The organism is Methylobacterium sp. HJ2 (assembly GCF_056431005.1).
On sequence record NZ_JBWJYM010000002.1, the window covers coordinates 496,399 to 522,934 of the forward strand.

Consider the following 26,536-nt stretch of genomic DNA (forward strand, 5'->3'; position numbering starts at 1 on the left):
GAGCGATCCGGCCCCTCTTTTTCGTGCGCGGCGCCTGCGCCCGTCCTCCGAACGATCGGCGCCCGCAGCCGTTGGTCCGTCATGCGACCCACACGGAGATCACGGATGCAGCTGAAGATCCTCGCCCTCGCGACCGCGCTCGGCCTCGGCGCCTCGGGGGCGGCCCTCGCCCAGACAGCGACCGGCGCCCCCGGGCGCGATCCGGCGGCCTCGCCCTCGGGCGGCCTCGACCGCGCGCCGGCCGCGGGCGCCACCACCGGCACGGTCAACACGCCCGGCCGCGAGGGCGGCATGGGCAACATGGGCGGCGGGAGCGGCCCGAGCGCCAACACGGGCGTCGGCCTCGGCAAGGGCGGCGCGAACCAGGGCCCGCGCCAGTAAGAGCGTCCTGCGCCAGTCAGGCATCTTGCGCGGGAGGCGGCCCCGGATCGAGATCGGGCCGCTCTCCCGCCGCTCGGCTCCGCGCCCGGAGAGCGGCCCGGTTCGCCCGACCGGGGCCCGGTTCAGCCGGGCTTGCGCCCGGTGCCGGCGGTCGGCGGCGTCTCGCTGCGGCCGCTCTCCGGCCAGAGCGCATCGAACAGGCTCTGCATCGCCCGGACGTTCTGCTCCTGCACCTCGGCGCCGGTGCGCATGAATTGCTGGAACATCTCCCGGCCGAGATCGGGCTGGGCCTCGGGCGGCGGGGCGGGCCGGGCGCTCCGCGCGGCCGGCCGCGGCGCGGCCTTCGCCGGTGCGGCCGGGGCCCGGCGCTCCGGCGCCTCGGCGGGCGGCAGGAAGGCCTTCATCATCTCCATCCAGGCCGCGTTGAGCGGAAAGGCGGAGGGGGCGGGCTGGGCCGGCTCGGGCGCGGCCTGCTGGTTCAGCAGCATGTGCACGATGCTGGCGACCACGGCACCCGCCATCATGGGCAGCATCTGCCGCAGCACCTGCGCGCCGACGCCGCTCGTGAGCGAGGCCTGCTGCACCACCGCCTGCATCAGCTGCGGCGAGCCGAACAGGTGAGCGAGGCCCATCGGATCGTTGGGTGCGGTGCGCTGAAGACCGATGGCGAAGGCCGGCATCAGCGCCTCGAGCGCCCGCCGCGTCTGCTCCGGGCTGATCCCGAACTGCTGGGCCATCCCCTGCATGGCCGCTCCGCCTTGCGCTTGGAGCATGTCGATCGGGTTGAACATGGCCTGGGGCCTCAGCTGCGGCGACGCGGATCCGGAGACCGGCCCGCGCGATGGGCAGCCCGCCCGCCGGGCAGGTCTGCACGAAGATGCAAGTCTGCCCTTTTGCAACGCAGAAGGCCAGAAGCCCGCGCCGGTCCGCACCGGTCCAATTGCGCTCGTCCCGCCAAACCCCGCACGGCGGCACGCTCGCCGGGTCCCGCCGGGCATCCGGGACGCGCCGGCCGGTCCTCGCCTCGGACGGGATCCGGGCGCTCCGTCCGGGATGGCGGATCGGGGGGCGGCGGGTCCGGGCTCCGGTTCGCTCGACCGGAAGCCCCGGTCAGACCAGGGCGCCGCTGCCCTGGCTGCCCAGCGGGATCGCCTCCGGCGCCACCGGCGCGATCGGCGCCGGCTCGGGCGGCGGAGCATCCCGCTCGCCCAGGATCGTCACCGTGCGCAGCGCCATCGCGAGGCCGAGGAGGCCGAACGCGACCGAGCCGACCCCCGCGCCCGCGATCGCCCCGCGCGGCCCGTACAGGGCCGCTCCGAGGAGCGCCGGCGGCATGGTGCCGAGCGTCGCCCGGCCCCAGTTGAGCAGGGTCGAGCGGAACGGGAAACCGAGGTTGTTGAAGGCCGCGTTGGCGAGGAAGAGCAGCCCGTTGAAGGCCCAGATCGCCCCGCTCGCGAGGCAGAAGAACCCGAACAGGTCGGCGGCGATTCCGCCGAGGCCGAACAGCCGCATCAGCGGCTCGCGCGCCAGCGCGAGGACGAGCCAGACCAGAGCCACGTAGGCGAGCGCCAGGGCCGCGCCGTCGCGCAGCACCGCGCGCATCCGGTCGGGCCGGCCGGCGCCCCAGTTCTGGCCGAGGATGGGCCCGATCGCGCCCGAGAGGGCGAACAGGCCGCCGAAGGCCACCGGCGTCAGCCGGTCGATCACCGCGTTGGCGGCGATCGCCTCCGCGCCGTAGCGGGCCAGGACATGGGCCAGGAAGGCGCTGGCCACGGAGGGCGCGAGGTTCGTCAGCACCGCCGGCCCCGCGATGCGCAGCATCACCGGCGCGTCGGCGATCACCGCGCCGAGCCGCGGCACGGCCAGCAGGCGCAGGCGCCGCACCCCGTGCCAGCCGATCGCCAGGAAGGTGGCGCGCGCCACGCAGGTGGTGATCGCCGCCCCGTCGACCCCGAGCCCGGCGCCGAAGATCAGCAGCGGATCGAGGAAGGCCGTGACGATGGCGCCGCCCAGCGTGACGTACATCGCCCGGCGCGCGTCACCCGCCGCGCGCAGGAGCCCGGAGAACAGCATGCCGGTGCCCATCAGCACGTTCGAGGGCAGGGCGATCCAGAGGAACCGCTCCGCGACGCGCAGGGGCTCGCCCGCGGCCCCGATCAGGCGCAGCAGCGGGTCGGCCGCCGGCAGCAGCAGGGCGACGATCAGGCCCGCGGCCAGCGCGCCCAGCACCGTCGCCGAGGTGGCGAGGCGGCGCGCGCCGGCCCCGTCCCCGGCCCCGAGCGCCCGGGAGACCAGGGCGCCCGCCGCGATCATCAGCCCGATATTGATCGCGATGCCGGCGAACTGGACGATGGTGGCGAACCCGACCGCCGCCGTCAGCGCCGGGTCGCCGAGCTTCGAGACGTAGAGCAGCGAGAGCAGGTCGACGACGAAGACCGCCATCAGGCCGACGGAGCCCGTCGCGCTCATCACCGCCACGTGCCGCAGGATCGAGCCGGTGACGAAGCGGCCGGGCTCGCCCGAAGCCTCAGGCATCGGGATCAGTCATCCCGGCCGCTGCCTTCCGTCTCCAGAACGGAATCCTCCGGGGCGGAGGCCTCGTGCGCGTCGGCGGTCACCGCGGGGGCGGCCCTGTCGAGCATGCGCTCGGCGGCCTCGCGGCGGTCGTGGCCGATGATGTCGCGGGTCTCGGCGCTGAGGGCCCGGGCCGGGCGCTGGGGCGCGGTCAGCGGCTCGGGCTTGATCTCGGCGGGCGCGGTGCCGCGCAGCCAGCCGCTGACGTCCGGCAGGGCCCCGGCCTGCTGGAGCACGAGGCGGGCGACGTCGCGCTTGCGCACGTCCTCCACCCGCGCCGCCGCGGCCTCGGCGGGCAGGCCCAGGCCCTCGAGGGTGGCCCGGCCGAAGCTGAGGGCGGATTCGGAGGTCTCGCGGAGCTGGAAATCCACGTCGCGGTTCATCAGCTCGACGGCGTGCATGCGGTCGTAGGCCCGGACGTAGGTGCGCACGCTCGAAAATTCCTCGTGCACCACGTCGACGATCTTCAGCGCCGCCTCGGCGTCGTCCACGCAGATGCAGACGAGCTCGACCCGGCCGATGCCCGCGGCGCGCAGCACGTCGAGGCGGGTGCCGTCGCCGTAGTAGATCCGGAAGCCGAAGCGCGAGGCCGAGCGGATCTGCTCGACGTCCTTGTCGATCACCGTGACGGCGATGCCCTCGGCGAGCAGCACCTGCGTCAGGATCTGCCCGAAGCGGCCGAAGCCGATCACCAGGACGCGGGCCTCGGCGCTCTCGACGACATCCGTCGCGGGGAGCTCCGCCGCGCCGCCCGCGCGGGCGCGCAGGGCCTCGATGCCCTTGTCGAGGCCCTTGGCCGCGACCGGGCCGACGAGCATGGTCAGCGCCGCGAGCGCCACGGCGAAGCGCGTGGCGGTGGCGTCGGTGAGGCCGAGCCCTTCGGCCTGGGGCAGCAGCACGAAGGCGAACTCGCCCGCCGGCGCCAGCACCGCGGCGCCCCGCAGGGCGTCGAGGGGCCGCGACCCGAACAGGCGGAACAGGCCCGCCACCAGGGCGACCTTGACGAGGATCGCCGCGGCGGTCGCCCCGAACAAGGCGGGCCAGACGGCACGCACGAGCGCCCCGTCGATCGACATGCCGACGCTCATGAAGAACAGGCCGAGCAGCATGCCGCGGAACGGCTCGATATCGGCCTCGAGCTGATGGCGGAAGTTCGACTCGGCGAGCAGGATGCCGGCCAGGAACGCCCCCATCGCCATCGAGAGGCCGACCTCCTGCATCATCAGCGCGGTGCCGAGCACCACGAGGAGGGCCGCCGCCGTCATCACCTCGCGGGCGCCGGAGGCGGCGAGCAGGCGGAAGAATGGGTTGAGGCCGTAGCGGCCGACGAGCACGACGGCCACGATGGCGCCGAGCGCCTTGGCGGTCGAGGCCGCCGCCGCCCCGAGCCAGGGCGCGTCCCCGCCCCCGCCGGCCGAGGCGAGGAGCGGCATCAGCGCCAGGATGCCGACGACCGAGAGGTCCTGGAACAGCAGCACCGCGAAGGCGCGGCTTCCGTAGCCGGTGCCGAGGTCGCCCCGCTCCTCCAGCAATTGCAGGGCGACGGCGGTGGCCGAGAGGGCGAGGGCGATGCCGATCACCGTGCTGGCGCCCGCGCCGAGGCCCGCGAGCGCGCCCGCGCCGCCGAGGACGCCCGCGCAGACGACGAGCTGTGCCGTCCCGAGGCCGAAGATGTCGCGCCGCATGGAGACGAGCTGCGACAGGTGCAGCTCGAGGCCGACGATGAACAGGAGCAGCACCACCCCGATCTCGGCGACGCTCGCGGCGGTCTCGGGCTCGGCGATGAGGGAGAAGCCCGACGGGCCGATCAGCACGCCGGCCACGAGGTAGCCGAGCACGGCGCTCTGGCCGGCGAGGCGGAACAGGGGCACCCCGATCACGGCCGCGGACAGGAAGGTCAGGACGGGCGGCAGGAAGCTCGCATGGTCGGCAGGACTTGCCATGGGCCGGCGCATACCTCGGGTCGGACTGCGGAGCGCCCGACCTTAGCCCGGCCGGCCCGCGGGTGCGAGCCGGAGAGGCGCCCGGGCGGAGCCCGCCACGTGCCGAACGGCACCGCGGCCCCGGACGCCGCGGAGCTGGACCGGGCGCGCGGGAGAGGGCATCATCGCCGCATGACCTTCGGTGTTCACCGCGCGGCCACCGCGATCCTCGGGCGAATTCGGCGCCCGGCCTGACGCGTCAGGCCGGGTCCGGCCGCATGTGACCCTACCGACTGAACAGCGCGACGCCGCGCGTCTTCCAAGGTCCAGATCCATGTCCTCGAACGGCCCCACGCTGCACCTCGTGTGCGGGAAGATCGCCGCTGGCAAATCGACCCTCGTCACCGAACTGGGCCAGGCACCGGGCACGGTGATCGTCCGGGAAGACCATTGGCTGTCCCGCCTCTATCCGGGCGAGCAGAACAGCCTCGCCGACTACGTCCGCAACGCGGCACGGCTGCGGGATGCGATGGCGTCTCATCTGGTCGATGTGTTGCGCGCAGGCCTGTCGATTGGGCTCGACTTTCCGGCGAACACGCCCGACAGCCGGGCCTGGATGCGCACGCTGTACGAGGACGCGCGGTGCGCGCACCGGCTTCACTATCTCGACGTGGCGGACGCGGTGTGCAAGGCCCGCCTCCGCCGCAGGAACGAGAGCGGGGAGCACCCGTTCGTCGTCAGCGACGCCGTATTCGATCTCTTCACGAGCCACTTCGTGCCCCCGTCCGCCGACGAGGGCTTCCACGTGGTTCTGCATCGTCCGTGACGACAGGCGCGTGACCGGGACGATCGTTTTAGACCAGACCTCGATGAGCCCGACTCAGTGAGGTCTGCCCGCGCGACGGCGCCGCGGCGGTCGTCCGCCGGACCTCGGTGAGCCTGACCGACGGGTCGGGCTCACCGAGACGGGGTTCAGGGGCTCCTCACGCGGCCTCTCGCGCGCCCTCCGGCATCTTGTCGAGCCGGAAGGCCACGAGGGTCATGTCGTCCCGCCGCGGCTCGCCGCCGCGATAGGCGGCGAGGTCCTGCTCCAGGCCGGCGAGCTGATCGGCGAGGGCGGTCCCGCTCCGGGCGAGGAGGCTCGCCTCGACGCCGCGCTGGCCGAGAAGGCGCGGGCGGGCCTCGGGGGCGTCGGCGCCCATCTGGTCGGTCACGCCGTCGGTCATCAGGTAGAAGGTCGTGCCCGGCTCGACCGGCACGCGGGTGTCGGTCTCGGGCAGGGCCTCGCGCCCGGTGCGCGGGTAGCCGAGGCCGCGCCGTCCGCCGCGGATGCGGGTGGCCGCCCCGTCGCGGATGGCGGTGAGCGAGAGGCCGGCGCCGGCGAAGCGCAGCGTCCGGCTCGCCGGGTCCCAGACGCAGATGCCGCAATCGAGGCCGTCGTCGGACTGGGCGCCGCGGCCGTCCTGACGCAGCTGCGTCCGCACCATCGCGTCGAGGCCGGCCAGGATCGCGGCGGGCGAGCGCAGGCCGCGCTCGTGCAGGAGCCGGTCGAGGGCGGTCGCCACGATCAGCGTCAGGAAGGCGCCCGGCACGCCGTGTCCGGTGCAATCGGCCACGACCAGGACGCTGAGGCCGTCCACGGTCTCCAGCCAGTAATAGTCGCCGCCGACGAGGTGCAGCGGCTCGTACAGCACCGCGCTCTCGACGCCCGAACCCGCGAGGGGGTCCGGGCCCGGCAGGACCGAGGCCTGGATGCGGCGGGCGTAGCCGATGCTCTCGATCACCTGGGCGTTGGCCCGCTCGAGCTCGGCATGGGCCGCCTCCAGCGCCTGGAGCAGCTGCTTGGCCTCGTCGCCCGCGCGCAGGCCCTCGACCATGCTGTTGAAGGCCTGGGTGATGGCGTCGATCTCGTTGCTCGGGCGGATGGGCCGGCCGAGGGCGATCGGGGTCCAGCGCTTGTGCTCGACCTCGCGCATGGCGAGCAGGAGGCGCTTGAGCGGCGCGACGACCTGCCGGCGCAGGTTGAGGTGGAGGGTGGCGACGAAGGCCAGCATCAGGATCAGGCTGGTGCCGAGCGCCAGCAGCGCCTGACGCTCGGCGTTGTCGCGCAGCTCCTCCGTCGAGAGCACCACCGAGAGGCTGCCCGCCGCGCTCGCCGGGGCGTCGGAGGCCAGCGCCGCGGTGACTTGCACGAGCTCCCAGGCGCGCCCGCGCGGCCTCTCGCCGGAGGTGCCGACGACGCGGCCCTCGCCGTCGCGCAGCGCCGCGTAGCGGAAGGCCGGGTCGCGCGTCAGCGCCTGGAGCTGGGGTCCGAAGCTCCCGGTCGCCCCCTCCCAGCCCGGCCGCGCGATGGCCGAGGCGGTGAGGGACGCCAGCAGGTTCGCCCGGTCGGTGTAGAGCCGGACCTGGTCCTGGTAGTTCAGCCACGCGATGCCGACCTGCGTCAGCAGCACCACCGCGGCGATCACCGGGTAGATGCGCAGGAACAGCGTGCCGGTGAGGCTGTCGAGGTCGCGACCGCGCGAGGCGCCCCGCAGGGCGCCGGGCTTCATCATCCCGGCCGCGTCCGCCGCGGCCTGCCTGCGGATGCCGAGGCCGGGGCGGAGATCCTCGCGGCGCATCGGCCCCGCCCCGCGCAGGCCCCCGCGCCGGGCGGCCGGGGCGGGGTCTTCGCCCGACGGCGCGGCGTCGTCCACCTCGCGGAAGCCGAGATCGGAGAGGAGGTCCTCGCGGCGGATCGGCCCGGACCCGCGCAGGCCCCCGCGCCGGGCCGGCGGGGGCGTCGTCTCGGCTCGGCTCATGCTGGTGTCTCTCAGGCCCGCGGCGACGGTTCCGGATCGGTCTCCGCCCGCACGCGGTTGCGGCCGGCGTTCTTGGCCTCGTAGAGCGCGGCGTCGGCGCGGCGCAGGACCTCGGCGTGGCTCTCGCCCGGCCGCGACACCGCGACGCCGACGCTCACCGAGATCGACAGCGCTCCGGTCTCGAGCGGCACGGGGGCGTCCGCGATCGCCTGGCGCAGGCCCTCGGCGAGGGCGAGGCCGGCCGCGGCCGGGGTCGCGGGCAGCAGGATCGCGAATTCCTCGCCGCCCATGCGCCCGAAGGCGTCGCCCGGCCGGAGCGCCGCCCGGCAGGTCGCCGCGAAGGCCACCAGCGCCGCGTCGCCCGCGGCGTGGCCGTGCCCGTCGTTGATGCGCTTGAAGCGGTCGAGATCGAGCATCAGCATGCAGGCGGGGCCGAGGCTCTGCCCCCAGATCCGCTCGGACAGCTCGAGGAAGCGCCGCCGCGTGAGCGCGCCGGTGAGGTGGTCGGTATCGACGAGGCGGCGCAGCTCCGCCTCCAGCCGGGTGCGGTGCTCGATCTCGGACGAGAGCGCCCCGTTGAGCGCCTGCAGCTCGCGCTGCTGCTCGGCCATGCGCTGGTTCACCCGCTGCATGTCGAGCTGCATGCGGTCGCTCATCCGCACGATGCGCCGCTGCTCGCGCGTGCCCCGCCGGTAGGCGTCGGCGAGCTCCTGCACGCCCTCGGCGACCTCGACGAGGCGCGAGAGCATGACGTCGGTGCGCTCGATGACGGCTTCCTCGGTGTCGAAGAGGCTGAAGCCGTCCGGGCCCGGGGCGCGCTTGACCCCGGCCACGATGCGCGGAGCGCCCATCAGGCGAAGACTTCCTTCACGAGGGCGAAGCGGGCGTGGTCGAAATCGGCGGCGAAATCCGCGCCGGCCTCCTCGATGGTGTCGTCGCCCTCCGCGTAGAGCCAGCGGATGCTGACGGGCCGGCCCTCGGCGGCGGCGTCCTCGAGGGGCATGAACAGGTTCATCAGCGCCTTCGCGCTCGACGAGTTGAAATAGGCGAGCGCCACGTCGAAGGTGACCGCCTGCGCCCCCGAGGCCGCGAGGTAGGCGCGCAGGGCCTGGAGCAGGGGCCCGAAGAAGGCGGCGGCGTCCTCGGGGTAGGATTCGCCGCGCAGGAGCAGGTGGCCGTTGGCGAAGTCGAAATCGACCAGCGGCGAGCGGTCGGTCGGGGCAAGCTGGATGCGGGTCATCGGCTTCCCTCAGATATAGGCCTTGAGGCAGAACAGGGTGCGGTCGCCGTTGACTTCCTGGAATCCGTACTCCACCGGGGCGCTGGAGCGCCGGGCGATCTCGATCAGGCCGATGCTGCCCCCCAGGCTGCCCTCGTCGGGGGGCTGGCGCAGCTTCTCCCGGTAGAACTTCCTGAGGTCGTCGCTGGACAGGCCCGACAGGTAGTCGAGCCGCTCGCGCAGGCGCGGCACCTCGCCCTGGCCGACCTCGTTGCCGCAGACCACGAAGAAGCGGCCGCCCTCGGTTCCGACCACGATCATCCCGCTGCTGACGGTGCTCTCGGGCCGGCCGGCCGGCGCGATGCGGTCGGCCGAGTAGCGGATCACGTTCTGGGCCTGCTCGACGAAGATCGAGAACACCCGCTTGGCCACGCCCGCGTCGGTCTCCTCCTGCTGCATGCGCATCTTCAGGACCTCGCCCAGCGAGAACAGCACGTTCTCCGAGAGGTCGCCGCCGAAGGAGAGGATCACGCCGTTGCGTTTCGACGCCTCGTGGAAGGCCTTGAAATCGTGTGCGAGCAAGGGAGTCTCCCGAAGGCTCGTCCGGACAAGACGAACCTGAACGTGCGTCGATCAGGCACAGCTAGGTTTAGCCGGAAGGCCTCAACGAACCCTTACCGCGCCGGTTGCCGCGCCGGTGCCGAGGGCTGAAACCGTCGATCCTGTCGAGACTTGCGCCGATCCGGTCTGCCCAAGGGGTGGGCGTTCTGCCCATAATTCGGGCTTGCTTCGGATTCCGGACCGCCGGGCTCGGGAACCGTCTTCGCGGGCCTGAGGACCGCCGCCGCGGGCATGGGGCATGCCTGTCTCGCGCGGATCACGCCGGCCGTGAAACGTGCTAGGCAGCCTGCACCTGCGGCCGGTTTCGGCCGCCCCCTGTTGACAGGGCGCCCCTGCCCTCGCCACATCCGCCGCATGAGCGCCGACATGACGAATCCCGCGTCCATCCCGGAGGCCGCCTCCGGGACCGGAGCCAAGCCGCCCCTGCAGATCCTGCTCGCGGCCCCCCGGGGCTTCTGCGCGGGCGTGGTGCGCGCCATCGACGTGGTCGAGCGGGCGCTGGCGATCTACGGGCCCCCGGTCTACGTCCGGCACGAGATCGTGCACAACAAGTACGTGGTCGAGAGCCTGAAGCGCAAAGGCGCCGTCTTCGTGCGCGAGCTCGACGAGGTGCCCGACGGGGGCGCCCCGGTGATCTTCTCCGCCCACGGCGTGGCCAAGACCGTGCCGGCCAACGCCGTCGAGCGTGGTCTCACCACGATCGACGCGACCTGCCCGCTGGTGACCAAGGTCCACCGCGAGGCCGAGATCCACCACAAGCGCGGGCGCCACGTCCTGCTCGTCGGGCATTCCGGCCATCCGGAGGTGGTCGGCACCATGGGCCAGCTGCCCAAGGGCTCGATCACCCTGGTGGAGGATCTCGACCAGATCGCCGCGCTGACGCCGGAGAACCCCGACAACCTCGCCTGGGTGACCCAGACCACCCTGTCGGTCGACGACACCCGCCACATCGTCGAGGCCCTGAAGCGGAAGTTCCCGAACATCACCGGGCCGCACAAGGACGACATCTGCTACGCCACCACCAACCGGCAGGAATCGGTCAAGCAGATCGCGCCCCTCGTCGACGCGCTGATCGTGGTGGGCTCCTCGAACTCCTCGAACTCGCAGCGCCTGCGCGAGGTCGCCGAGCGGGTCGGCTGCCCGATCACCCGCCTGATGCTGCGCGCCGAGGAGATCGACTGGCCGGCCTTCGAGGGCGTGACGAAGCTCGGCCTCACCGCCGGCGCCTCCGCCCCGGAAGTGCTGGTCGAGGAGATCATCGACGCCTTCGCGGCCCGCTACGAGGTGACGGTCGACACCGTCTCGACGGTGGTCGAGGACATGTCGTTCCCGCTGCCGCGCGAGCTGCGCAGCGAGGCCGCCGAGTAGGCGCGGCCCGCCGAGCCGGGCGTCGAGACCCGCCCGGCCGCACGACGCGACGGTCGGAGGGGCGCCCCATCGGCGCCCCTCGGCGCGTCCGATCCCGGCACCCCGAACCCAGAGCGCGCGACACGTGGCCGTCTACACCGAGGTTCCCGACGCGGCGCTCAGCGCGTTCCTCGCCGCCTACGACATCGGCGGGCTGCTGTCCTACAAGGGCATCGCGGAGGGCGTCGAGAACACCAACTTCTTCCTGCACACCACGGCGGGCAACTTCATCCTCACCCTCTACGAGAAGCGGGTGAACGCGGACGACCTGCCCTTCTTCCTCGACCTGATGGAGCATCTCGCCCGGCGCGGCATCGCCTGCCCGCAGCCCGTGCGCAACCGCGCGGGCGGCGCCCTGGGCCGGCTCTGCGGCCGCCCGGCGGTGATCGTCAGCTTCCTGGAGGGCGTCTCGGTCAAGGAGCCGGGCGCCGGCCATTGCGGGTCGCTCGGCCGGGCGCTGGCGCAGCTGCACGAGGCCGGCCGCGACTTCGGCATGCGCCGGCCGAACGCCCTCTCGGTCGCCGCGTGGCGCCCGCTCTTCGTCCAAGCCGAGAGCCAGGCCGATTCCGTCTCGCCGGGGCTCGCCGAGCGCACCCGCGCCGACCTCGCGCTGCTCGAATCCGCCTGGCCGAGCGGGCTGCCGGGGGGCGTGATCCACGCCGACCTGTTCACCGACAACGTGTTCTTCATCGGCGACGGATTGTCGGGCCTGATCGACTTCTACTTCGCCTGCACCGACGCCTTCGCGTACGACCTCGCGATCTGCCTCAACGCGTGGTGCTTCTCGGCCGACGGCCGATTCCACCGCGACATGGCCGCGGCCCTCATCGGCGGCTACGAGGCGGTGCGCCCGCTCGAGCCCGTCGAGGTCGCGGCTCTGCCGATCCTCTGCCGCGGGGCGGCCCTGCGCTTCATGCTGACCCGCCTCGTCGACTGGCTGAACGTGCCGCCGGGCGCCCTGGTCCAGCCCAAGGACCCGCGCGAGTACGACCGCCGCCTCGCCTTCCACCGGCAGGCGCGCGACGCCGGGGATTACGGCCGGCCCTGAGAGGCCGCGCGGCGGCCCCGAAAGGCCGCGGCGGCCCCGAAAGGCCGCGTGGCGGCCCCGAAGGGCCAGGGCGGACCCGAAAGGCCCCCTACCCGCCCGTGTGCTCGGCGATGTAGCGCCCGAGCGCGGAGGCCGCGTTGAGCATGTGGGCGCGCATGCGCCGGGCCGCCGCCTCGCCGTCGCCCTCCGCGATCGCCGCCAGGATCTCGCCGTGCTCGGCCCGCGACCGGCGGATGCGGTCGCCGTGGCGCAATTGCGTGCGCCGGAACGCGGCGAGGCGCCCGCGCAATGCCAGCGCCTGCTCGGCCAGGAAGGCGTTGTGGGTCGCGCCGTAGAGCGTCTCGTGGAACCGGAAGTTGAACGCGTCGTAGGCGTCGAGATCATCCGCCTCCACCATCGCGGCGGAGGATTCGTGCAGGTCGATCAGGTGGCTGCGCTCCAGCGGGGTCATCCGGTGGGTGGCGAGCCGGGTGCACAGAGCCTCGATCTCGGCGGTGGTCTCGAACATCTCCGCGAGGCGCTCCGGGGTGGTGCGGGTGACCACGGCGCCGCGGCGGGGGCGGACCTCGACGAGGCCGTTATAGGCGAGCTGCCGCAGGGCCTCCCGCACCGGCGTGCGCGAGGCGCCGAAGCGGGAGGCGAGATCCTGCTCGTCCAGCGCCGTGCCGGCCGCGAGGCTCCCGGAGGCGATCGCGTCGGTGAGCGCGTTGCGGATCCGGTCCGAGAGAAGCTCGCGCTCCTCGACGCTCTCGTCGTCCATGCCCCGTCCGGCTCCCATCCCGATCGCACGTCGATCTAAGCAGGTTCGCGTTGGCGTGCCAACGCGAACCTGCTTAGCTCCTTGATGGAGCGCAGGTTTTCGACGCAAAACCGGTGGCCGCTTTCGCGAAACCTACCGAGTGCCGATCCCGGGATCCACTCAGCCGACGAGGGCGCGCATCGTCAAGAAAAACACCGACGGGCCGACGAGGCAGCCGATTCCGGTGTGGAAGGTGGCGGTGAGCGCGCCGTAGGGCACGAGCTTCGGGTCCGTGGCGGCGAGCCCGCCCGCGACGCCGCTCACCGTGCCCATCAGGCCGCCGAAGGCCATGGCCGAGCGCGGGTTGTCGAGCCCGATCAGCCGGGCGACCAGCGGGGTGCCGACCATCACCATCACGGCCTTGGTCACGCCCGTGGCGATCGAGAGGGCCATCACGGTGGAATCGGCGCCGAGCGCCGCCCCCGTCACCGGGCCGACGATGTAGGTGATCGCGCCCGCGCCGATCGTCGTGATGCTCACGGCGTCGTGGTAGCCGAAGGCGATGGCCGTCAGGCTGCCGACGATGAAGGGCAGGATGGTGCCGAGCGCCAGCGCCACGACGCCGATCAGCCCGGCGCGGCGCGCCTCCGCCACGTCGACCTCGAAGGCGGTGGCGACGATCGCGAAGTCGCGCAGCATCGCCCCGCCCATCAGGCCGATCCCGGCGAAGACCGGGATGTCGGCGAGGCCCTTCTGGCCGCCGGTCGCGAGGCCGCCCGCATAGGCCAGCACCAGGCCCAGCACGATGGCGATGGCCGAGCCGTGAACGCGCCCGTTCGTCAGGCGTTTCCCCACGAGGTTGGAGACCAGGATCAGGGCTCCGATCACCGCGAAGGCGGCGACCAGGCTCTGCTCGATGAAGACGTGCTCGATCATGTGCAGCATGGTGATCACCCCTTCCGGACCGGGAACGCGGGCGCCCCGCCCTCCCCGTCGCCGATGACGGCGCCGCCGTGCTCGACGGTCGCGCTGCCCGCGTCGCGCCGGCCGATCCGGCTGAGCAGCGCCACCGCGGCGAAGCAGATCAGGACGCTGCCGACCGCCGCGATGATCACGATCGGGCCCCCGCTCACCGCCGCCACCACGTTCTGCTGGGCCGCCATGGCGACGACGATCGGGATGTACATGCCCGCCCAGAACTCGACGCCGAAGGTGACGCCCTTGCTGAGGCGACCGCTGCGGACGAGCCAGACGCGGGCCGCGATGAGCAGGATCATGGCGATGCCGACGCCGCCGACATTGGCCTTCACGCCGAGGGCGACGCCGAGCAGATCCCCGATGAAGGTGCCGACCAGCGTGCAGACCGCCAGGAGGGCGACGCCGAGGACGATCATGGCCGGCCTCCGCGCGAGGCGGGCGTCGCCGGGTCTCGGGGCGCCCCGACGGGCAGCGCGCAGGCGTTTCTCATGGGCGGGTCCTTTCCATGGGACGTCTCCTTCCGGCGCCGATTGATTCGGCTTCCCGCCAATATGCACGATCTTTCATTGATCGCAATCTTGGATACCGATTGCGGAATTTAATCGCTTATGAGATACATAAGTCGGCCGAACGCATTTCTCTGTATACGGCTAGGCTCGGGGACGGGGCGATGACCGACTGGTGCGGCGAGAGGGCGGCCCGCGAGGCCCGGATCAGTGCGGGGCGCGCGCACGCGGCCGGCAAGATCGTGCGCGCGGCCGACGTGGTGGCGCTGCTGGAGGCGGTGCTGCGCCCGGGGGACCGGGTCTGCCTGGAGGGCGACAACCAGAAGCAGGCCGATTGCCTCGCCCGGGGGCTCGCGGCCTGCGACCCGGCCCGGGTCCACGACCTGCACATGGTGCAATCGGGCATCGTGCTGCCGGAGCATCTCGACGTGTTCGAGACCGGCATCGCCAAGCGGCTCGACTATTCCTATTCCGGGCCCCAGGGCGGCCGGATCGCCCGGATGCTCTACGGCGGGCAGATCCAGCTCGGGGCCGTGCACACCTATCTGGAGCTGTTCGCCCGCTACTTCGTCGACCTCACGCCCCACGTCGCGCTGATCGCGGGGGTCTCGGCCGACCGGGACGGCAACCTCTACACCGGCCCCAACACCGAGGACACGCCGACCGTCGTCGAGGCGACGCACTTCAAGAACGGTCTCGTCATCGCCCAGGTCAACGCGATCGTGGACCGGGTGCCCCGCGTCGACATCCCGGGCGACCGGATCGACTTCGTGGTCGAGGCCGACCGGCCCTTCTACGTCGAGCCGCTCTTCACCCGCGATCCGGCGGCGATGACCGAGACCCAGATCCTGATGGCCATGATGGCGATCAAGGGCATCTACGCCGAGTACGGCATCCGGCGCCTCAACCACGGCATCGGCTTCGGCACCGCGGCGATCGAGCTGCTGCTGCCGACCTATGCCGAGCGGCTCGGGCTGAAGGGGCGGATCGCCACCCACTGGGCGCTCAACCCGCACCCGACTCTGATCCCGGCGATCGAATCGGGCTGGGTCAAGCAGGTCCATTGCTTCGGCTCGGAGGTCGGCATGGACCGCTACATCCGCGAGCGGCCGGACGTGTTCTTCACGGGCTCCGACGGCTCGCTCCGCTCGAACCGGGCCTTCTGCCAGACGGCCGGGCTCTACGCCTGCGACCTGTTCATCGGCTCGACCCTGCAGATCGATCTGGCGGGCCATTCCTCCACGGTGACGCGCGACCGCGTCGCGGGCTTCGGCGGCGCGCCCAACATGGGCTCGGACCCGCACGGGCGGCGCCACCCCTCCGACACCTGGATGAAGGCGGGGCGCGAGGCGCAGATCACCGGCGATCCGGCCCTGATGCGCGGGCGCAAGCTCGTGGTGCAGCTGGTCGAGACCTTCGGCGACAAGCTGGTGCCGGCCTTCGTCGAGCGCCTCGACGCCCTCGAGCTGGCGCGCAAGACCGGGCTCGAGCTCGCCCCCGTGATGGTGTACGCCGACGACGTCACGCATATTGTCACCGAAGAGGGCATCGCTAACCTCTTGCTCTGCCGCACGGCCGACGAGCGGGAGCAGGCGATCCGCGGCGTGGCCGGCTACACCGCCATCGGCCGCGGCCGCGACCGGGCGATGGTCGAGCGCCTGCGGGCGCGAGGCATCGTGCGCCGCCCGGAGGATCTCGGCATCGAGCCCCTCGACGCCGACCGCTCCCTGCTCGCCGCGCGCTCGATCAAGGATCTCGTGCACTGGTCGGGCGGGCTCTACGAGCCGCCGGCCAAATTCAGGAACTGGTGAGCGCCGCGCGCGTCCGCCGTATCGGGCCGGGACCGGCCCGCGAGGAGTCCCCGCGATGGAATCCCTGACCTACCGCCACGCCACCACGAAGCCGCTCCCTGGCACGGTGCCGAGCGCGATCACCGGCGTGGTAGCCTCGGGCAACCTCGAGATCCTGCTGGAGCGGGTGCTGCCGCCCGATGCCTGCGAAGTCGCGATCGAGACGCCGATCGGCGGCTACGGTCCGGTCTGGGAGGCGGTGATCGCCGATTTCGTTGCCCGGGTGCAGCCCGGCGGCCTGCGGATCAGCATCAACGATGGGGGCGCTCGCCCCGACACGGTGTCCCTGCGCCTGCTCCAGGGTGCCCGGCTGATGGAGGCCTGAGGCGATGGCCGAGACGACCGATTCCCGGACGTTGAGCTGGTATGAGGCGAGCGCGCGCCAGCGCGTCGCCGCGCTCTGCGACCCGGGCAGCTTTCGCGAGTTCCTCGGCCCGACCGAGCGCCGGATGAGCCCGCACCTGCCCCTGTTCAAGCTGCCCCGCGCCTTCGACGACGGCATCGTCGTCGGTCGGGCCGTCCTCGACGGCCGCCCGGTCCTCGTCGCCGCGCAGGAGGGTCGCTTCATGGGCGGCGCGTTCGGCGAGATCCATGGGGCCAAGCTGATCGGCCTCCTGCGGGCGGCGCGGGAGATCCGGCCGGCGGGGGTGCTGATCCTGTTCGACACCGGGGGCGTGCGCCTGCAGGAGGCCAATGCCGGCGAGACGGCGATCGCCGAGGCGATGCGGGCGATCGCGGACCTGCGCGCCGAGGGTGTGCCGGTGATCGGGCTGATCGGGGGGCGGGCCGGCTGCTACGGCGGAGGCGGGCTCATCGCCGCCACCTGCTCGCGGCTCGCCGTCTCGGAAGGCGGGCGCATCTCGGTCTCGGGCCCGGAGGTGATCGAGACAAACAAGGGCGCCGAGGAGTTCGACTCGCGCGACCGGGCGCTGGTCTGGCGCACCATGGGCGGCAAGCACCGCCGGCTGATCGGGGGCGCCGACGCCTACGCGGACGACACGGTGGCGGCCTTCCGCGCCGCCGCGCTTGACCTGATCGGGCGCGCGCCGGCCTTCGACCTCGCCACCCTCGAGGCCGAGCAGGCGCGTCTGGAGGCCCGGATCGCCCGCTTCGGCGATTGCCGCGACGCCACCGAGATCTGGGCGCGGCTCGGCGTCAACGATCCGGCCGCCGTGCCCGCGATGGAGACGCGCGCCTTCGACGAGACCGTCGCCCGCGTGGAGGCCGACCATGACGCTCGCTGAGATTCTCGCCTCGCTCTTCCCCGAGGGCCACGCGGTTGCCGTGCAGGACGGCCTGATCACCGGCCACGGCCCCTTCGCGGAGGGCCGGATCACGGTGATCGGCATCGATGGCGACACGCCGCTCGGCGTCGAGGGGGCGCTGGCGCTGGCCCGCCCGGTTCTCGACGCGGTGCGGGCCGGGGACCGAGCCCCGATCCTCGTCATGGTCGATTCCGACAGCCAGCGCATGAGCCGGCGCGACGAGCTCCTCGGCATCAACGAGTGCCTCGCCCACCTCGCCAAGGCGCTGCTGCTCGCCGACCGCTCGGGTCATCCGACGGTCGGGCTGATCTACGGCCACTCGGCGGCGGGCGCCTTCATCGCCACCGCGCTCGCCACCCGGGTGCTGGTGGCTTTGCCCGGCGCCAACCCCAGCGTGATGGACCTGCCCTCGGTCGCCCGGGTGACGAAGCTCCCCCTCGACACTCTGGAGGCGATGGCGAAGTCGACGCCGGTCTTCGCGCCGGGCATCGACAACATGATGGCCGCGGGCGCCGTCCAGGCGGTGCTCGATCCCGCCGCGCCGCTGGGGCCGCAACTCCGCGCCGTCATCGCCGGCCTGCCGGAGACCGATGACCGCGACGTCCTCGGCGCCGAGCGCGGCGGCCGGCCGGAAGCGCGGGGGATCGCCGAGCGCGTCGTCGTGCAGGCCCGGCTCGCCGAGCAGGCGCCCCTTGCCTAAGGCGCTCCGGCGACACGATCTCGTCCGGCCCGATCCCGCCGCCTGGGCGGCCCTGCTGCGGACCCGGCCGGACCTCGACGGATTGCCCCATCTCGCCGATTGGGCGGAGCGCGGCCGGCCGCTGATCATGCGCCGCTACGCGCCCGGCGAGACGTCGGACCGGCTGCCCCTCGGGCTGCCCCTGCCGCCCGCGGCGGGCAAACGCCGCATCGGCCTCGCGCTGGCCCGGGAGGAAGTGCGGCCGATCCCGGGACCGACCCTGGCGGAGGTTCGCGACGTGGGGCCCGCCGCTTGGCGCTCGACGGTCGACGCGCTCCTGGCGCTCGCCGCCCGCCACGGCCTCGCGCCCCGACCCTTCGGCAGCCTGCTCTGGCAGGCGATAACCGAGCTGCCCTACCTCTCGGCCGGGTCCGACCTCGACCTGCTCTGGCCGCTCACCGGCGCGGTGCCCCCGGGCCTCCTCGCCGGAATCGCTCGCATCGCCGAAGGAGCGCCGATGGGCCTCGACGGCGAGCTGATCCTGTCCGACGGCGCGGGACTGCACTGGCGCGAGCTGCATGCGGCTCCCCCCGGCGGCACGGTGCTGGCGAAATCCCTCGACCGGATCGAACTGCGCGCCGTGGCCGGGCTGCGTCCGGAGATCGCCGCGTGAGGAGCGCCGCCCTGGCGCGCCCGCGCCCCGCGCCTCCCTGCGACGCGGAGGCCATCGCGCGGGTCGCCGTCGCGGCCCTGCGCCGTGAGGTCGAGACCTATCCGAAGCCCGGCCTCGTCAGCCACATCGACAGCGGTAGCCACACCGACATGGACGCGGCGACCTTCGGGCGCAGCGCGGCGGCGCTGGAGCCGTTCTTCGCCGACCTCGCCCGGGCGGGCGCGGCGGACCTCGAGATGGATGCGCTTCGCCGGATCGGCATCGCCGCCGAGGCGGCGATGCGGGCAGCGACGGCCGGCGTGAATACGCATCGAGGCGCGATCTTCGGCCTCGGGCTCCTGACGGCGGCGGCCGGCGCGCTCCGTACAGGCCCAACGCCCCTCGCGCCCGGCGCTCTCGGCGCCCACGTGCGAGCGCGCCACGCCCGCGCCATCCTGGATGGGCCCGTTCTTCTACATGCTCCCGGTGCGCGGGTCCGGCGGCGCCACGCGGTGGGTGGCGCCCCGGCAGAGGCGGCGAGCGGCTTCCAGACGCTCTATCGGGTGGGACTGCCGGCGCTCCGCCGTGGGCGCCGCCTCCGTCCAGGCGACGCATCCGCGGCCCAGGTCGAGTCCTGCTTTGCCCTGATCGCCGATCTGGAGGACACGAACCTACTCCATCGCGGCGGAATAGCCGGCTACACATTTGCTCGCGCTGCGGCGGGCGCCTTCATCAGTCGCGGCGGGGTGGCACGGGAGGACTGGCGCGGGGAGGCGGAGGCGATCCACCGCGCCTTCGTGGCGCGCCGCCTGAGCCCGGGCGGCGCGGCGGACCTCCTGGCGATGACGCTGTTCGTCGAGGCCTACGAGTCCGAAACCTGCTAATCCGTGGCATCGCGAGCCAGGATGTGGTGCGACGGGACGGAGCGCCGGTCCCGTCAAACCCGAATGGGCTCTAAGCGTCGGAGCCGAAAGTTAATTTGTCGGCACGTCGAAAAATTTCGACGCGCTTTTCGCCGAACCTTGACGCAAACTGATGGGATGGCGCGTCGACTCGGCCCCTATAGGGCTTGGTCGCGCAGGCACAGCACGGCAATAGCCGGCGGCGCCCGCGCGGGAACGCGGCAACCGGACGCCGCACGAGGAACTCGTGCCATCTAGGGTGAGGAAACCATGCCTTCTGACATCGAGATTGCCCGCGCGGCGACCCTGAAGCCGATCGCGCAGGTGGCCGAGAGGCTCGGCATACCGGACGACGCGCTGCACAATTACGGCAAGTTCATCGCCAAGCTTGATCACGGCTTCATCGCCTCGCTCGAAGGGCGATCCGAGGGCCGGTTGGTGCTCGTCACCGCGATCTCGCCGACGCCCGCCGGCGAGGGCAAGACCACCACGACGGTCGGTCTCGGCGACGCACTGAACCGCATCGGCAAGAAGACCATGATCTGCCTGCGCGAGCCCTCGCTCGGCCCCTGCTTCGGCATGAAGGGCGGCGCCGCCGGCGGCGGCAAGGCGCAGGTCGTGCCGATGGAACAGATCAACCTGCACTTCACCGGCGACTTCCACGCGATCACGGCGGCCCACAGCCTCGCTGCAGCTCTGATCGACAACCATGTCTACTGGGCGAACGAGCTCAACATCGACGTGCGCCGCATCCACTGGCGCCGCGTCGTCGATATGAACGACCGGGCGTTGCGCGCCATCAACCAGTCGCTCGGCGGCGTCGCCAACGGGTTCCCGCGTGAGGACGGCTTCGACATCACCGTGGCCTCCGAGGTCATGGCGGTGTTCTGCCTCGCCAAGGATCTCGCGGACCTCGAGGAGCGGCTCGGTCGCATCGTCATCGCCGAGACCCGCGACCGCAAGCTGGTGACGCTCAAGGACGTCAAGGCCACGGGCGCGATGACCGTGCTCCTCAAGGACGCCCTGCAACCCAATCTCGTGCAGACATTGGAGGGCAACCCGGCCCTGATCCACGGCGGCCCCTTCGCCAACATCGCACACGGCTGCAACTCGGTCATCGCCACCCGAGCCGGCCTCCGGCTGGCCGACTACACCGTGACGGAGGCGGGCTTCGGTGCCGATCTCGGCGCTGAGAAATTCCTCGACATCAAGTGCCGGCAGGCCGGGATCAGCCCGTCGGCCGTGGTGATCGTGGCCACCGTGCGCGCGCTCAAGATGCATGGCGGCGTCAACAAGAAGGATCTTGGGGGGGAGAATGTTGGGGCGCTGGAGGCGGGCTTCGCCAACCTCGCGCGCCACGTCAACAACGTGAGGGGCTTCGGCCTGCCTGTTGTGGTCGCCGTCAACCATTTCTACGCGGACACCGATGCCGAGCATGCCCGCCTGCGCGCGCTCTGCAGCGAGCGCCTCGGCGTCGAGGCGATCACCTGCAAGCACTGGGCGGAGGGGGGCGCGGGCGCCGAGGCCCTGGCGCAGGCCGTGGTCAAGCTCGCCGAGGAGGGCGCGCGCCCGATCACCTACGCGTACCAGACCGAGGCCAAGCTCACCGACAAGATCAAGGCCATCGCGACCAAGCTCTACGGTGCGGCCGACATCCAGATCGAGACCAAAGCCGCCCAGAAGCTCGCCGCCTTCGAGAAGGACGGCTACGGCAACCTGCCGGTCTGCATGGCCAAGACGCAGTACTCGTTCTCGACCGACCCGACCCTGATCGGCGCGCCGGAGGGCCACATCGTGGGCGTACGCGACGTGCGTCTCTCGGCCGGCGCCGGCTTCGTCGTGGCGATCTGCGGGGAGATCATGACCATGCCGGGCCTGCCCCGGGTGCCGGCCGCCGACACCATCCGCCTCGACGCGAACGGGCAGATCGACGGGCTGTTCTAGCGTGCTTGTCGCCGGACCGGATGCGGGTTCGGCGAGAGACCGCAGGTCCCGACGAGGTCCGGTGCCTGTCCTGTCGCCACGCGAGCGGGACCGGCTCCAGCCTGCTGCCGCTGAGGCAGAGCCCGCTTCAAGGGGCGGGCACGTCGCCCAGACAGAAAACAGCCGCCCGGGATTGCGATCCCGGGCGGCTGCGGACGAAGGGCGGTCGGCCCAGGCCGTACTCAGCGGCCCGAGCCGCGCAGCAGCATCTTGATGCGCTGATCGGCGCGGTCGACCCGCTCCGAGATGCCGCGCCGCGTGCATTTCTCCACCGAATCGCCCGCGTAGAAGCCCGTCTCGGCGGCGATCTGGCGACAGACGCGGAGCGGCGGCCAGATCACGATGGCGGCGAGGAACACCACCAGGCAGGCGATGTCGATCACCAGCCAGATCTTCCAGCCCAGCTTGAACGTGCTGCCTTGCTCGCGCACGGAGGATCGCCGCCGGCGACGGCGCGGCGCCTCGGCGCCGGGCTTCGCGATGCGCGCCACGCGCTCGGCGAAGGCGTCGTCCGCTCCCGCTGCAGCCCTCGGGATCTGGGTCTCGGATGACACGGTCTGCATGGTCGAACCTCACCGGGCGCCGGCCCGCATGACACGTCGAGCGGAGGAGGCCGATCGCGACCGGCCCGGATGCCCGCGGCGACGCGTCACCGTTCGTCCGCCGGCTCGAATCAGTCGATGATCCGACGAATCAGCTTAAGATTGTCCTGCATCGAGAAGGCATTGCTCATCACCTCGTTGCGCGCGCACACACCGGCGGTGAGGAACTGGCCGATGCCGGAGCCGGTGTTCGACCGGCAATCGGCAAAGAAGTAGCCGTAGCCGAACAGGCCGAGCGGCCCGAGGAACAGGGCGAGCTTCAGGAGTCCGAACAGCGTCGAGAACAGGCCTCGGCGGGGCCGGTCGTCGTCATCGTCGTCCTCCCACGCATCGATCTCGTGTCGGCTGATGCGGGCGGGATACGGAGCCTCATCGCGGTACATCGTCGAGCGCCATCGTGATCGCCAAGGCGAATTGCCTCGCTGGCTCACACTAAGTTGCGCTTCCTGAAAGTGCCGCTAAGCGACGTGATTAAGGAAGGCCGAAAAGCCGATGCGCCGCGTCCGCGCTCCGCCTCAAGCGGCGAGCGCCCGGTTCACGGTCGCCCGCAGGTCCGCCAGGGAAAACGGCTTCGTCAGCACGTCCATGACGATCGCGTCGAGGCCGCGGGCGCGCTCGCGTTGATCGGCGAAGCCCGTCATCAGCAGGATCGTCAGTTCGGGAAAGTCGCGCTTGGCCGCCAGCGCTAGCGCGATGCCGTCCATCAGCGGCATGCGGATGTCGGTCAGCATCAAGTCGAAGCCGCCGTCGGCCTCGTTCAGCCGGTCGAGGCCGTCGCTGCCGTCGATTGCCGTGACCACGGCATGGCCGTCGATCTCGAGGCCTCGCTTGAGGAAGCCCCGCACCGTTTCCTCGTCATCCACCAGCAGGATGCGCGCCATGTGAGCCCGATACCGTCCTGTCGAACAATCCGCCTGAGCGGCCGGGCCACATCGTCACCGGACGAACAGGGCGCGTGTCAAGCGCGATCCGCTGCACCGCACGCAAGAAACGGCCCACCTGCGAAAATGCCGCGCTTCGGCCGCGGTTCCATTCCCGACGGCGCAGCCTTCAGGTGCCACCGAACAAGTCGGGGTCGACATTCTCGTAATCGACCACGCCGACGAAGGGCAATTGCCGGAAGGCGTGGGCGGCGTCCATGCCGTAGCCGACCACGAAGACGTCGGGGCAGGTGAAGCCGACGAAGTCGGCGTCCATCGTCACCGCGCGCTTGCCCGGCTTCTCGAGCAGCACGGCGGTCATCACCCGGCGGGCCCCACGCGCCATCAGCAGATCCTTGGCGAAGACCAGCGTACGGCCCGATTCGAGGATGTCGTCGACGAGCAGGACGTCGCGCCCGCGCACCTCGCTCTGCACGTCGCGCAGGATCTCGACCTGCCCGGACGAGACCGTGCCGGTGCGATAGCTCGACAGGTGGACGAACTCCACGTGCGGCGACAGGCCGACCCGGTGCAGCGCGCGCAGCAGGTCGGCCGCGAACATGAAGCTGCCCTTCAGCACCGCCACCACGAGGAGATCATCGGGCTTGGCCGAGACGATCGTCTCGGCCAGCTCGTCGTTGCGCCGGGCGATGGCGGCTTCATCGAACAGGACACGGACGCGGCGGGCGGGAATGGTCATGCGGCTTCTTAGACCACTTTTCCCGGTACGCGGCCAAGAGGGTTCGCGCACGGTCGGGACTCGCCGGATCTCAGGGAGCCGCGGCCGCGCTCTCGGAATCCGCGCGCTCAGTGGCCGGCGACGAGGCCGGACGTCGGCTCCGGGGTATGGCCGGGGGCCGCGGCAGCCGTCGGGCTCGGCACCGAATCGGCGAAGCGGATCTGAAGCGCCCTCCCCTGCACCGGGGGATCCGCGAAGGCGGCGTGGAAGCGGGCGGTCTCGCCCTCGGCCAGGGTGGGACGCGGGGACGGGATGGCGAGCAGGCGCAGGGGCTGGCCGGCCGCGTCGCGCACCTCGACGGCGAGCGCGGGCACCGCCACCGCGGCGCGCCCCACGCCGACGAGGTCGCCTTCGACCACGAGCTCGGCCGGCCGCCCGTCCTCGGCGGGCGTGCGGAGGGCCACGACGTCGCGGATCTCCAGCCCCCGCAGGTTCACCGGGAGGCCGATGCGCGCGTAGAGGCCGGCGCTCTGCGGCATCGCCCGCACGACCGTGGTGCGGGCGAGACAGACGAGAGGCAGCGCCGCGAGCGCCGCGAGGCCTGCCGCCAGGGCCGGCGACAGCCGCGCGCGCCCGCGAACCGGCCCCTTGCCGGGCGCGGCCCTCTTCCTCCGCACCGACTTCGCCGGGGGATCGGCGGGCACGTTCTCGACCACGTCGTCGCCCACCGCGCTGCGCACGGAGGCGGAGGCCTCGGCCCAGGCCTCGGCCGAGGGCTCGTCAGTCGGCTCGGGCTCGGGCGGCTCGGCCGCCACCATGTCGGCGGGCGTGATGAACCACGTTTCCCGACAGGCGGCGCAGCGCACCGAGCGCCCTTCCGGCCCGAGCCGCGCGGCATCGACCTTGTAGGCGCTGGCGCAGGTCGGGCAGACGATCAGCATGCGCGGGACTCGGGGCACCGGACTGGAAGACTTAAGCGAGTGTGTGGGAACGCGGTTAAGCTCCGGTGAAGCGGCGTTTCGCGGCCGGGCGGCGGCCGGACTTGAAAACGCCGCCTCCGGACGTCATCCCGGCCGGTGGGCTCGCCGGTCGCCGGGCCCCGAGGTTGCGCATCGGTGAAGACGGCAAGCCTGCTCTCCGGCGCGGAAGCGCCGGTGGTCCAGTTCGAGAATGTCGGCATGCGCTACGGGCTCGGGCCCGAGGTGCTGTCCGACGTGAGCTTCAGGATCGCCCCGCATTCGTTCCAGTTCCTCACCGGCCCCTCGGGGGCGGGCAAGACCACGCTGCTGCGCCTGATCCTGCTCTCGGTGCGCCCGACCCGGGGCCTCGTCTCGGTGTTCGGCGAGGAGGTGAGCGGGATCTCGAGCGGGTCTCTCACCGGCCTGCGCCGCCGCATGGGCGTCGTGTTCCAGGATTTCCGCCTGCTCGACCACCTCACCACCTACGAGAACGTGGCCCTGCCCCTGCGGGTCCAGGGCCGGGCCGAGACGAGCTACCGGGCCGAGGTGGTGGAGCTGCTGCGCTGGGTCGGCCTCGGCGAGCGCATGCACGCCCTGCCCCCGCTCCTGTCGGGCGGCGAGAAGCAGCGCGCGGCCATCGCCCGGGCGCTGATCGGGCGGCCCGACCTGCTGCTCGCCGACGAGCCCACCGGCAACGTCGATCCGGGTCTCGGGCGGCGCCTGTTGCGGCTGTTCCTCGAATTGAACAAGCTCGGAACCTCGGTGATCATCGCGACCCACGATTTCGGCATCATGGACGCCGTGCCCGCCCGCCGCATGGTGCTGGGCGAGGGCCGCCTGCGGATCGAGGAGTGAGCGTGGACCGCACGAAACCGCGCGTCGGCCCCGCGGCGCGGAGCCGGGTCGAATCCGATCCGGGGCTGCCCGCGACGCTCCGGCGCAACGCCCCCCTGGTGCCGACGGATTCCGCCGCCAGCCGCTCGCTCGCGGCGGTGATCGCGATCCTGACCTTCCTCGCCGGGCTCTGCGCGGGCGCCGCCGAGGTGGTGGCGACCAGCGCCAGCCAGTGGCAGGGCAGCGTGGCCCAGGAGGTGACGATCCAGGTCCGCCCCGGTCCGGGGCGCGACATCGACGCGGATATCGCGCGGGCCGATGCGCTGGCCAAGGCCGAGCCCGGCATCGGCTCCACCCGCGTCTTCTCCAAGGCGGAGGCGGAGCGCCTGCTCGAGCCCTGGCTCGGCAGCGGGCTCGATCTCTCCGATCTGCCGGTGCCGCGCCTGATCACCCTGAAGCTCGGGTCGCCCGCGCCCGATCTGAAGCACCTGCGCGAGAGCCTGTCGGCGGCGATGCCGGGGGTCGCGAGCCTCGACGACCACGTGCTCTGGCTGCAGCGGCTCTCGACCATGGCCAACACCTTCGTGGGCGTGGGCATCGGCGTCGTCGCCCTGGTCCTCGTCGCCACCGGCCTCGCCGTGGCCTTCGCCACGCGCGGCGCGGTCGCGGGCAACCGCGAGGTGGTCGAGGTGCTGCATTTCGTCGGCGCCGACGACGACTTCATCGCCAAGGCCTTCCAGCGGCGCTTCTTCGGCCTGGGCCTGCGCGGCGGGGCGCTCGGGGCTCTGGCGGCGATGCTGGCCTTCGCCCTCGCCGCCCTCCTCGCCAAGGCTTGGCGCTCGGGCCCGGCGGGGGACGAGATCGAGGCCCTGTTCGGCGCCTTCCACGTCGGCTGGCGGGGCTATGCCAGCGTGCTCGCCATCGGCATCATCGCCTCCGTCGTCACCGGCGTGGTCTCCCGCCTGACGGTCCGCCGGTTCCTCGCCTGATCCGGCGGAGGGAGGGCCTGGAGTCG

28 protein-coding genes are annotated in these 26,536 nt (G+C 72.4%); 13 read left to right on the forward strand and 15 right to left on the reverse strand.

The features are described 5' to 3' along the window. Positions 1–105 precede the first annotated feature (105 nt). Positions 106–381: a hypothetical protein gene (locus ACS5RC_RS06960; protein ID WP_478343094.1), complete on the forward strand. Its 276-nt coding sequence runs from the start codon at positions 106–108 to the stop codon at positions 379–381. A 122-nt stretch (positions 382–503) separates the two neighbouring features. On the opposite strand, the gene ACS5RC_RS06965 is transcribed toward ACS5RC_RS06960, so the two are convergent. The 3 genes from ACS5RC_RS06965 to ACS5RC_RS06975 form a co-directional block, all read right to left on the reverse strand. Beyond that, a complete protein-coding gene (locus ACS5RC_RS06965) occupies positions 504–1,172 on the reverse strand; it encodes a DUF937 domain-containing protein (protein ID WP_478343095.1) in 669 nt (222 codons plus the stop codon). A 319-nt stretch (positions 1,173–1,491) separates the two neighbouring features. Then, positions 1,492–2,916, reverse strand: coding sequence for an MATE family efflux transporter (locus tag ACS5RC_RS06970; protein ID WP_478343096.1), 1,425 nt, complete (start codon positions 2,914–2,916; stop codon positions 1,492–1,494). Between the two features lie 5 nt (positions 2,917–2,921). Continuing rightward, positions 2,922–4,898 (reverse strand): monovalent cation:proton antiporter-2 (CPA2) family protein, encoded by a 1,977-nt coding sequence (locus tag ACS5RC_RS06975; RefSeq protein WP_478343097.1) that lies wholly within the window; start codon positions 4,896–4,898, stop codon positions 2,922–2,924. A 313-nt stretch (positions 4,899–5,211) separates the two neighbouring features. On the opposite strand from ACS5RC_RS06975, the gene ACS5RC_RS06980 reads away from it, so the two are divergent. After that, a complete protein-coding gene (locus ACS5RC_RS06980) occupies positions 5,212–5,703 on the forward strand; it encodes a P-loop nucleotide/nucleoside kinase family protein (protein ID WP_478343098.1) in 492 nt (163 codons plus the stop codon). A gap of 157 nt (positions 5,704–5,860) precedes the next feature. Here the strand turns inward: ACS5RC_RS06980 and ACS5RC_RS06985 are convergent, their stop codons facing one another. From ACS5RC_RS06985 to ACS5RC_RS07000, 4 genes are read right to left on the reverse strand one after another with little or no spacing between them, the layout of a single operon-like run. Beyond that, a complete protein-coding gene (locus ACS5RC_RS06985; RefSeq protein WP_478343099.1) occupies positions 5,861–7,678 on the reverse strand; it encodes a PP2C family protein-serine/threonine phosphatase in 1,818 nt (605 codons plus the stop codon). An 11-nt stretch (positions 7,679–7,689) separates the two neighbouring features. Beyond that, positions 7,690–8,529 carry a GGDEF domain-containing protein gene (locus ACS5RC_RS06990; RefSeq protein ID WP_478343100.1) on the reverse strand — a complete coding sequence of 280 codons (840 nt, stop codon included), beginning with the start codon at positions 8,527–8,529 and terminating at the stop codon, positions 7,690–7,692. Next, positions 8,529–8,918, reverse strand: coding sequence for a DUF1987 domain-containing protein (locus ACS5RC_RS06995; RefSeq protein ID WP_478343101.1), 390 nt, complete (start codon positions 8,916–8,918; stop codon positions 8,529–8,531). Before ACS5RC_RS06995 ends, ACS5RC_RS06990 begins: the two co-directional genes overlap by 1 nt. A gap of 9 nt (positions 8,919–8,927) precedes the next feature. Continuing rightward, positions 8,928–9,479 (reverse strand): SiaB family protein kinase, encoded by a 552-nt coding sequence (locus ACS5RC_RS07000; protein ID WP_478343102.1) that lies wholly within the window; start codon positions 9,477–9,479, stop codon positions 8,928–8,930. A gap of 405 nt (positions 9,480–9,884) precedes the next feature. Between ACS5RC_RS07000 and ispH the strand changes: the two genes are divergently transcribed. Next, positions 9,885–10,886 carry a 4-hydroxy-3-methylbut-2-enyl diphosphate reductase gene (gene ispH, locus ACS5RC_RS07005; RefSeq protein ID WP_478343103.1) on the forward strand — a complete coding sequence of 334 codons (1,002 nt, stop codon included), beginning with the start codon at positions 9,885–9,887 and terminating at the stop codon, positions 10,884–10,886. A gap of 124 nt (positions 10,887–11,010) precedes the next feature. Continuing rightward, positions 11,011–11,973 (forward strand): homoserine kinase, encoded by a 963-nt coding sequence (thrB, locus tag ACS5RC_RS07010; RefSeq protein ID WP_478343104.1) that lies wholly within the window; start codon positions 11,011–11,013, stop codon positions 11,971–11,973. Positions 11,974–12,061: 88 nt separating this feature from the next. Here the strand turns inward: thrB and ACS5RC_RS07015 are convergent, their stop codons facing one another. The 3 genes from ACS5RC_RS07015 to madL all read right to left on the reverse strand — a co-directional run bounded on the left by ACS5RC_RS07015 (position 12,062) and on the right by madL (position 14,106). After that, complete coding sequence (locus ACS5RC_RS07015) at positions 12,062–12,751, reverse strand: GntR family transcriptional regulator (RefSeq protein ID WP_478343105.1); 690 nt, start codon at positions 12,749–12,751, stop codon at positions 12,062–12,064. Between the two features lie 141 nt (positions 12,752–12,892). Beyond that, entirely contained in the window at positions 12,893–13,657 is a 765-nt protein-coding gene (madM, locus tag ACS5RC_RS07020; protein WP_478343106.1) for a malonate transporter subunit MadM, read from the reverse strand. 5 nt (positions 13,658–13,662) lie between these two features. Further along, positions 13,663–14,106, reverse strand: coding sequence for a malonate transporter subunit MadL (gene madL / locus ACS5RC_RS07025; protein WP_478343107.1), 444 nt, complete (start codon positions 14,104–14,106; stop codon positions 13,663–13,665). 254 nt (positions 14,107–14,360) lie between these two features. Here madL and mdcA point away from each other — a divergent pair, with 254 nt between their 5' ends. From mdcA to ACS5RC_RS07060, 7 genes are all read left to right on the forward strand, one after another. Next, entirely contained in the window at positions 14,361–16,007 is a 1,647-nt protein-coding gene (gene mdcA, locus ACS5RC_RS07030; RefSeq protein ID WP_478343108.1) for a malonate decarboxylase subunit alpha, read from the forward strand. A gap of 55 nt (positions 16,008–16,062) precedes the next feature. Beyond that, positions 16,063–16,371 carry a malonate decarboxylase acyl carrier protein gene (gene mdcC, locus ACS5RC_RS07035; protein ID WP_478343109.1) on the forward strand — a complete coding sequence of 103 codons (309 nt, stop codon included), beginning with the start codon at positions 16,063–16,065 and terminating at the stop codon, positions 16,369–16,371. Positions 16,372–16,375: 4 nt separating this feature from the next. Next, a complete protein-coding gene (locus ACS5RC_RS07040; RefSeq protein ID WP_478343110.1) occupies positions 16,376–17,290 on the forward strand; it encodes a biotin-independent malonate decarboxylase subunit beta in 915 nt (304 codons plus the stop codon). Then, positions 17,277–18,011, forward strand: coding sequence for a biotin-independent malonate decarboxylase subunit gamma (mdcE, locus tag ACS5RC_RS07045; protein ID WP_478343111.1), 735 nt, complete (start codon positions 17,277–17,279; stop codon positions 18,009–18,011). The genes ACS5RC_RS07040 and mdcE overlap by 14 nt, the downstream gene beginning before the upstream one ends. Then, positions 18,004–18,663, forward strand: a complete 660-nt coding sequence (gene mdcG, locus ACS5RC_RS07050; protein ID WP_478343112.1) for a malonate decarboxylase holo-[acyl-carrier-protein] synthase — start codon at positions 18,004–18,006, stop codon at positions 18,661–18,663. Before mdcE ends, mdcG begins: the two co-directional genes overlap by 8 nt. After that, complete coding sequence (mdcB, locus tag ACS5RC_RS07055) at positions 18,660–19,526, forward strand: triphosphoribosyl-dephospho-CoA synthase MdcB (RefSeq protein WP_478343113.1); 867 nt, start codon at positions 18,660–18,662, stop codon at positions 19,524–19,526. The genes mdcG and mdcB overlap by 4 nt, the downstream gene beginning before the upstream one ends. A 288-nt stretch (positions 19,527–19,814) precedes the next feature. Next, entirely contained in the window at positions 19,815–21,488 is a 1,674-nt protein-coding gene (locus ACS5RC_RS07060; protein WP_478343114.1) for a formate--tetrahydrofolate ligase, read from the forward strand. Between the two features lie 221 nt (positions 21,489–21,709). Here ACS5RC_RS07060 and ACS5RC_RS07065 read toward each other — a convergent pair whose 3' ends face one another. From ACS5RC_RS07065 to ACS5RC_RS07085, 5 genes are all read right to left on the reverse strand, one after another. Continuing rightward, positions 21,710–22,090 carry a hypothetical protein gene (locus tag ACS5RC_RS07065; protein ID WP_478343115.1) on the reverse strand — a complete coding sequence of 127 codons (381 nt, stop codon included), beginning with the start codon at positions 22,088–22,090 and terminating at the stop codon, positions 21,710–21,712. 110 nt (positions 22,091–22,200) lie between these two features. Continuing rightward, positions 22,201–22,560, reverse strand: coding sequence for a hypothetical protein (locus ACS5RC_RS07070; RefSeq protein WP_478343116.1), 360 nt, complete (start codon positions 22,558–22,560; stop codon positions 22,201–22,203). A gap of 84 nt (positions 22,561–22,644) precedes the next feature. Continuing rightward, on the reverse strand, positions 22,645–23,010 hold the full coding sequence (locus ACS5RC_RS07075; protein ID WP_478343117.1) for a response regulator: 366 nt from the start codon (positions 23,008–23,010) through the stop codon (positions 22,645–22,647). A 169-nt stretch (positions 23,011–23,179) separates the two neighbouring features. Next, positions 23,180–23,749, reverse strand: coding sequence for a hypoxanthine phosphoribosyltransferase (hpt, locus tag ACS5RC_RS07080; RefSeq protein WP_478343118.1), 570 nt, complete (start codon positions 23,747–23,749; stop codon positions 23,180–23,182). 107 nt (positions 23,750–23,856) lie between these two features. Continuing rightward, positions 23,857–24,669, reverse strand: coding sequence for a zinc-ribbon domain-containing protein (locus ACS5RC_RS07085; RefSeq protein ID WP_478343119.1), 813 nt, complete (start codon positions 24,667–24,669; stop codon positions 23,857–23,859). Positions 24,670–24,843: 174 nt separating this feature from the next. Between ACS5RC_RS07085 and ftsE the strand changes: the two genes are divergently transcribed. Continuing rightward, on the forward strand, positions 24,844–25,542 hold the full coding sequence (gene ftsE, locus ACS5RC_RS07090) for a cell division ATP-binding protein FtsE (RefSeq protein WP_478343120.1): 699 nt from the start codon (positions 24,844–24,846) through the stop codon (positions 25,540–25,542). Positions 25,543–25,544: 2 nt separating this feature from the next. Then, positions 25,545–26,510 (forward strand): cell division protein FtsX, encoded by a 966-nt coding sequence (locus ACS5RC_RS07095; protein WP_478343121.1) that lies wholly within the window; start codon positions 25,545–25,547, stop codon positions 26,508–26,510. The last annotated feature ends 26 nt before the right edge of the window (positions 26,511–26,536 follow it).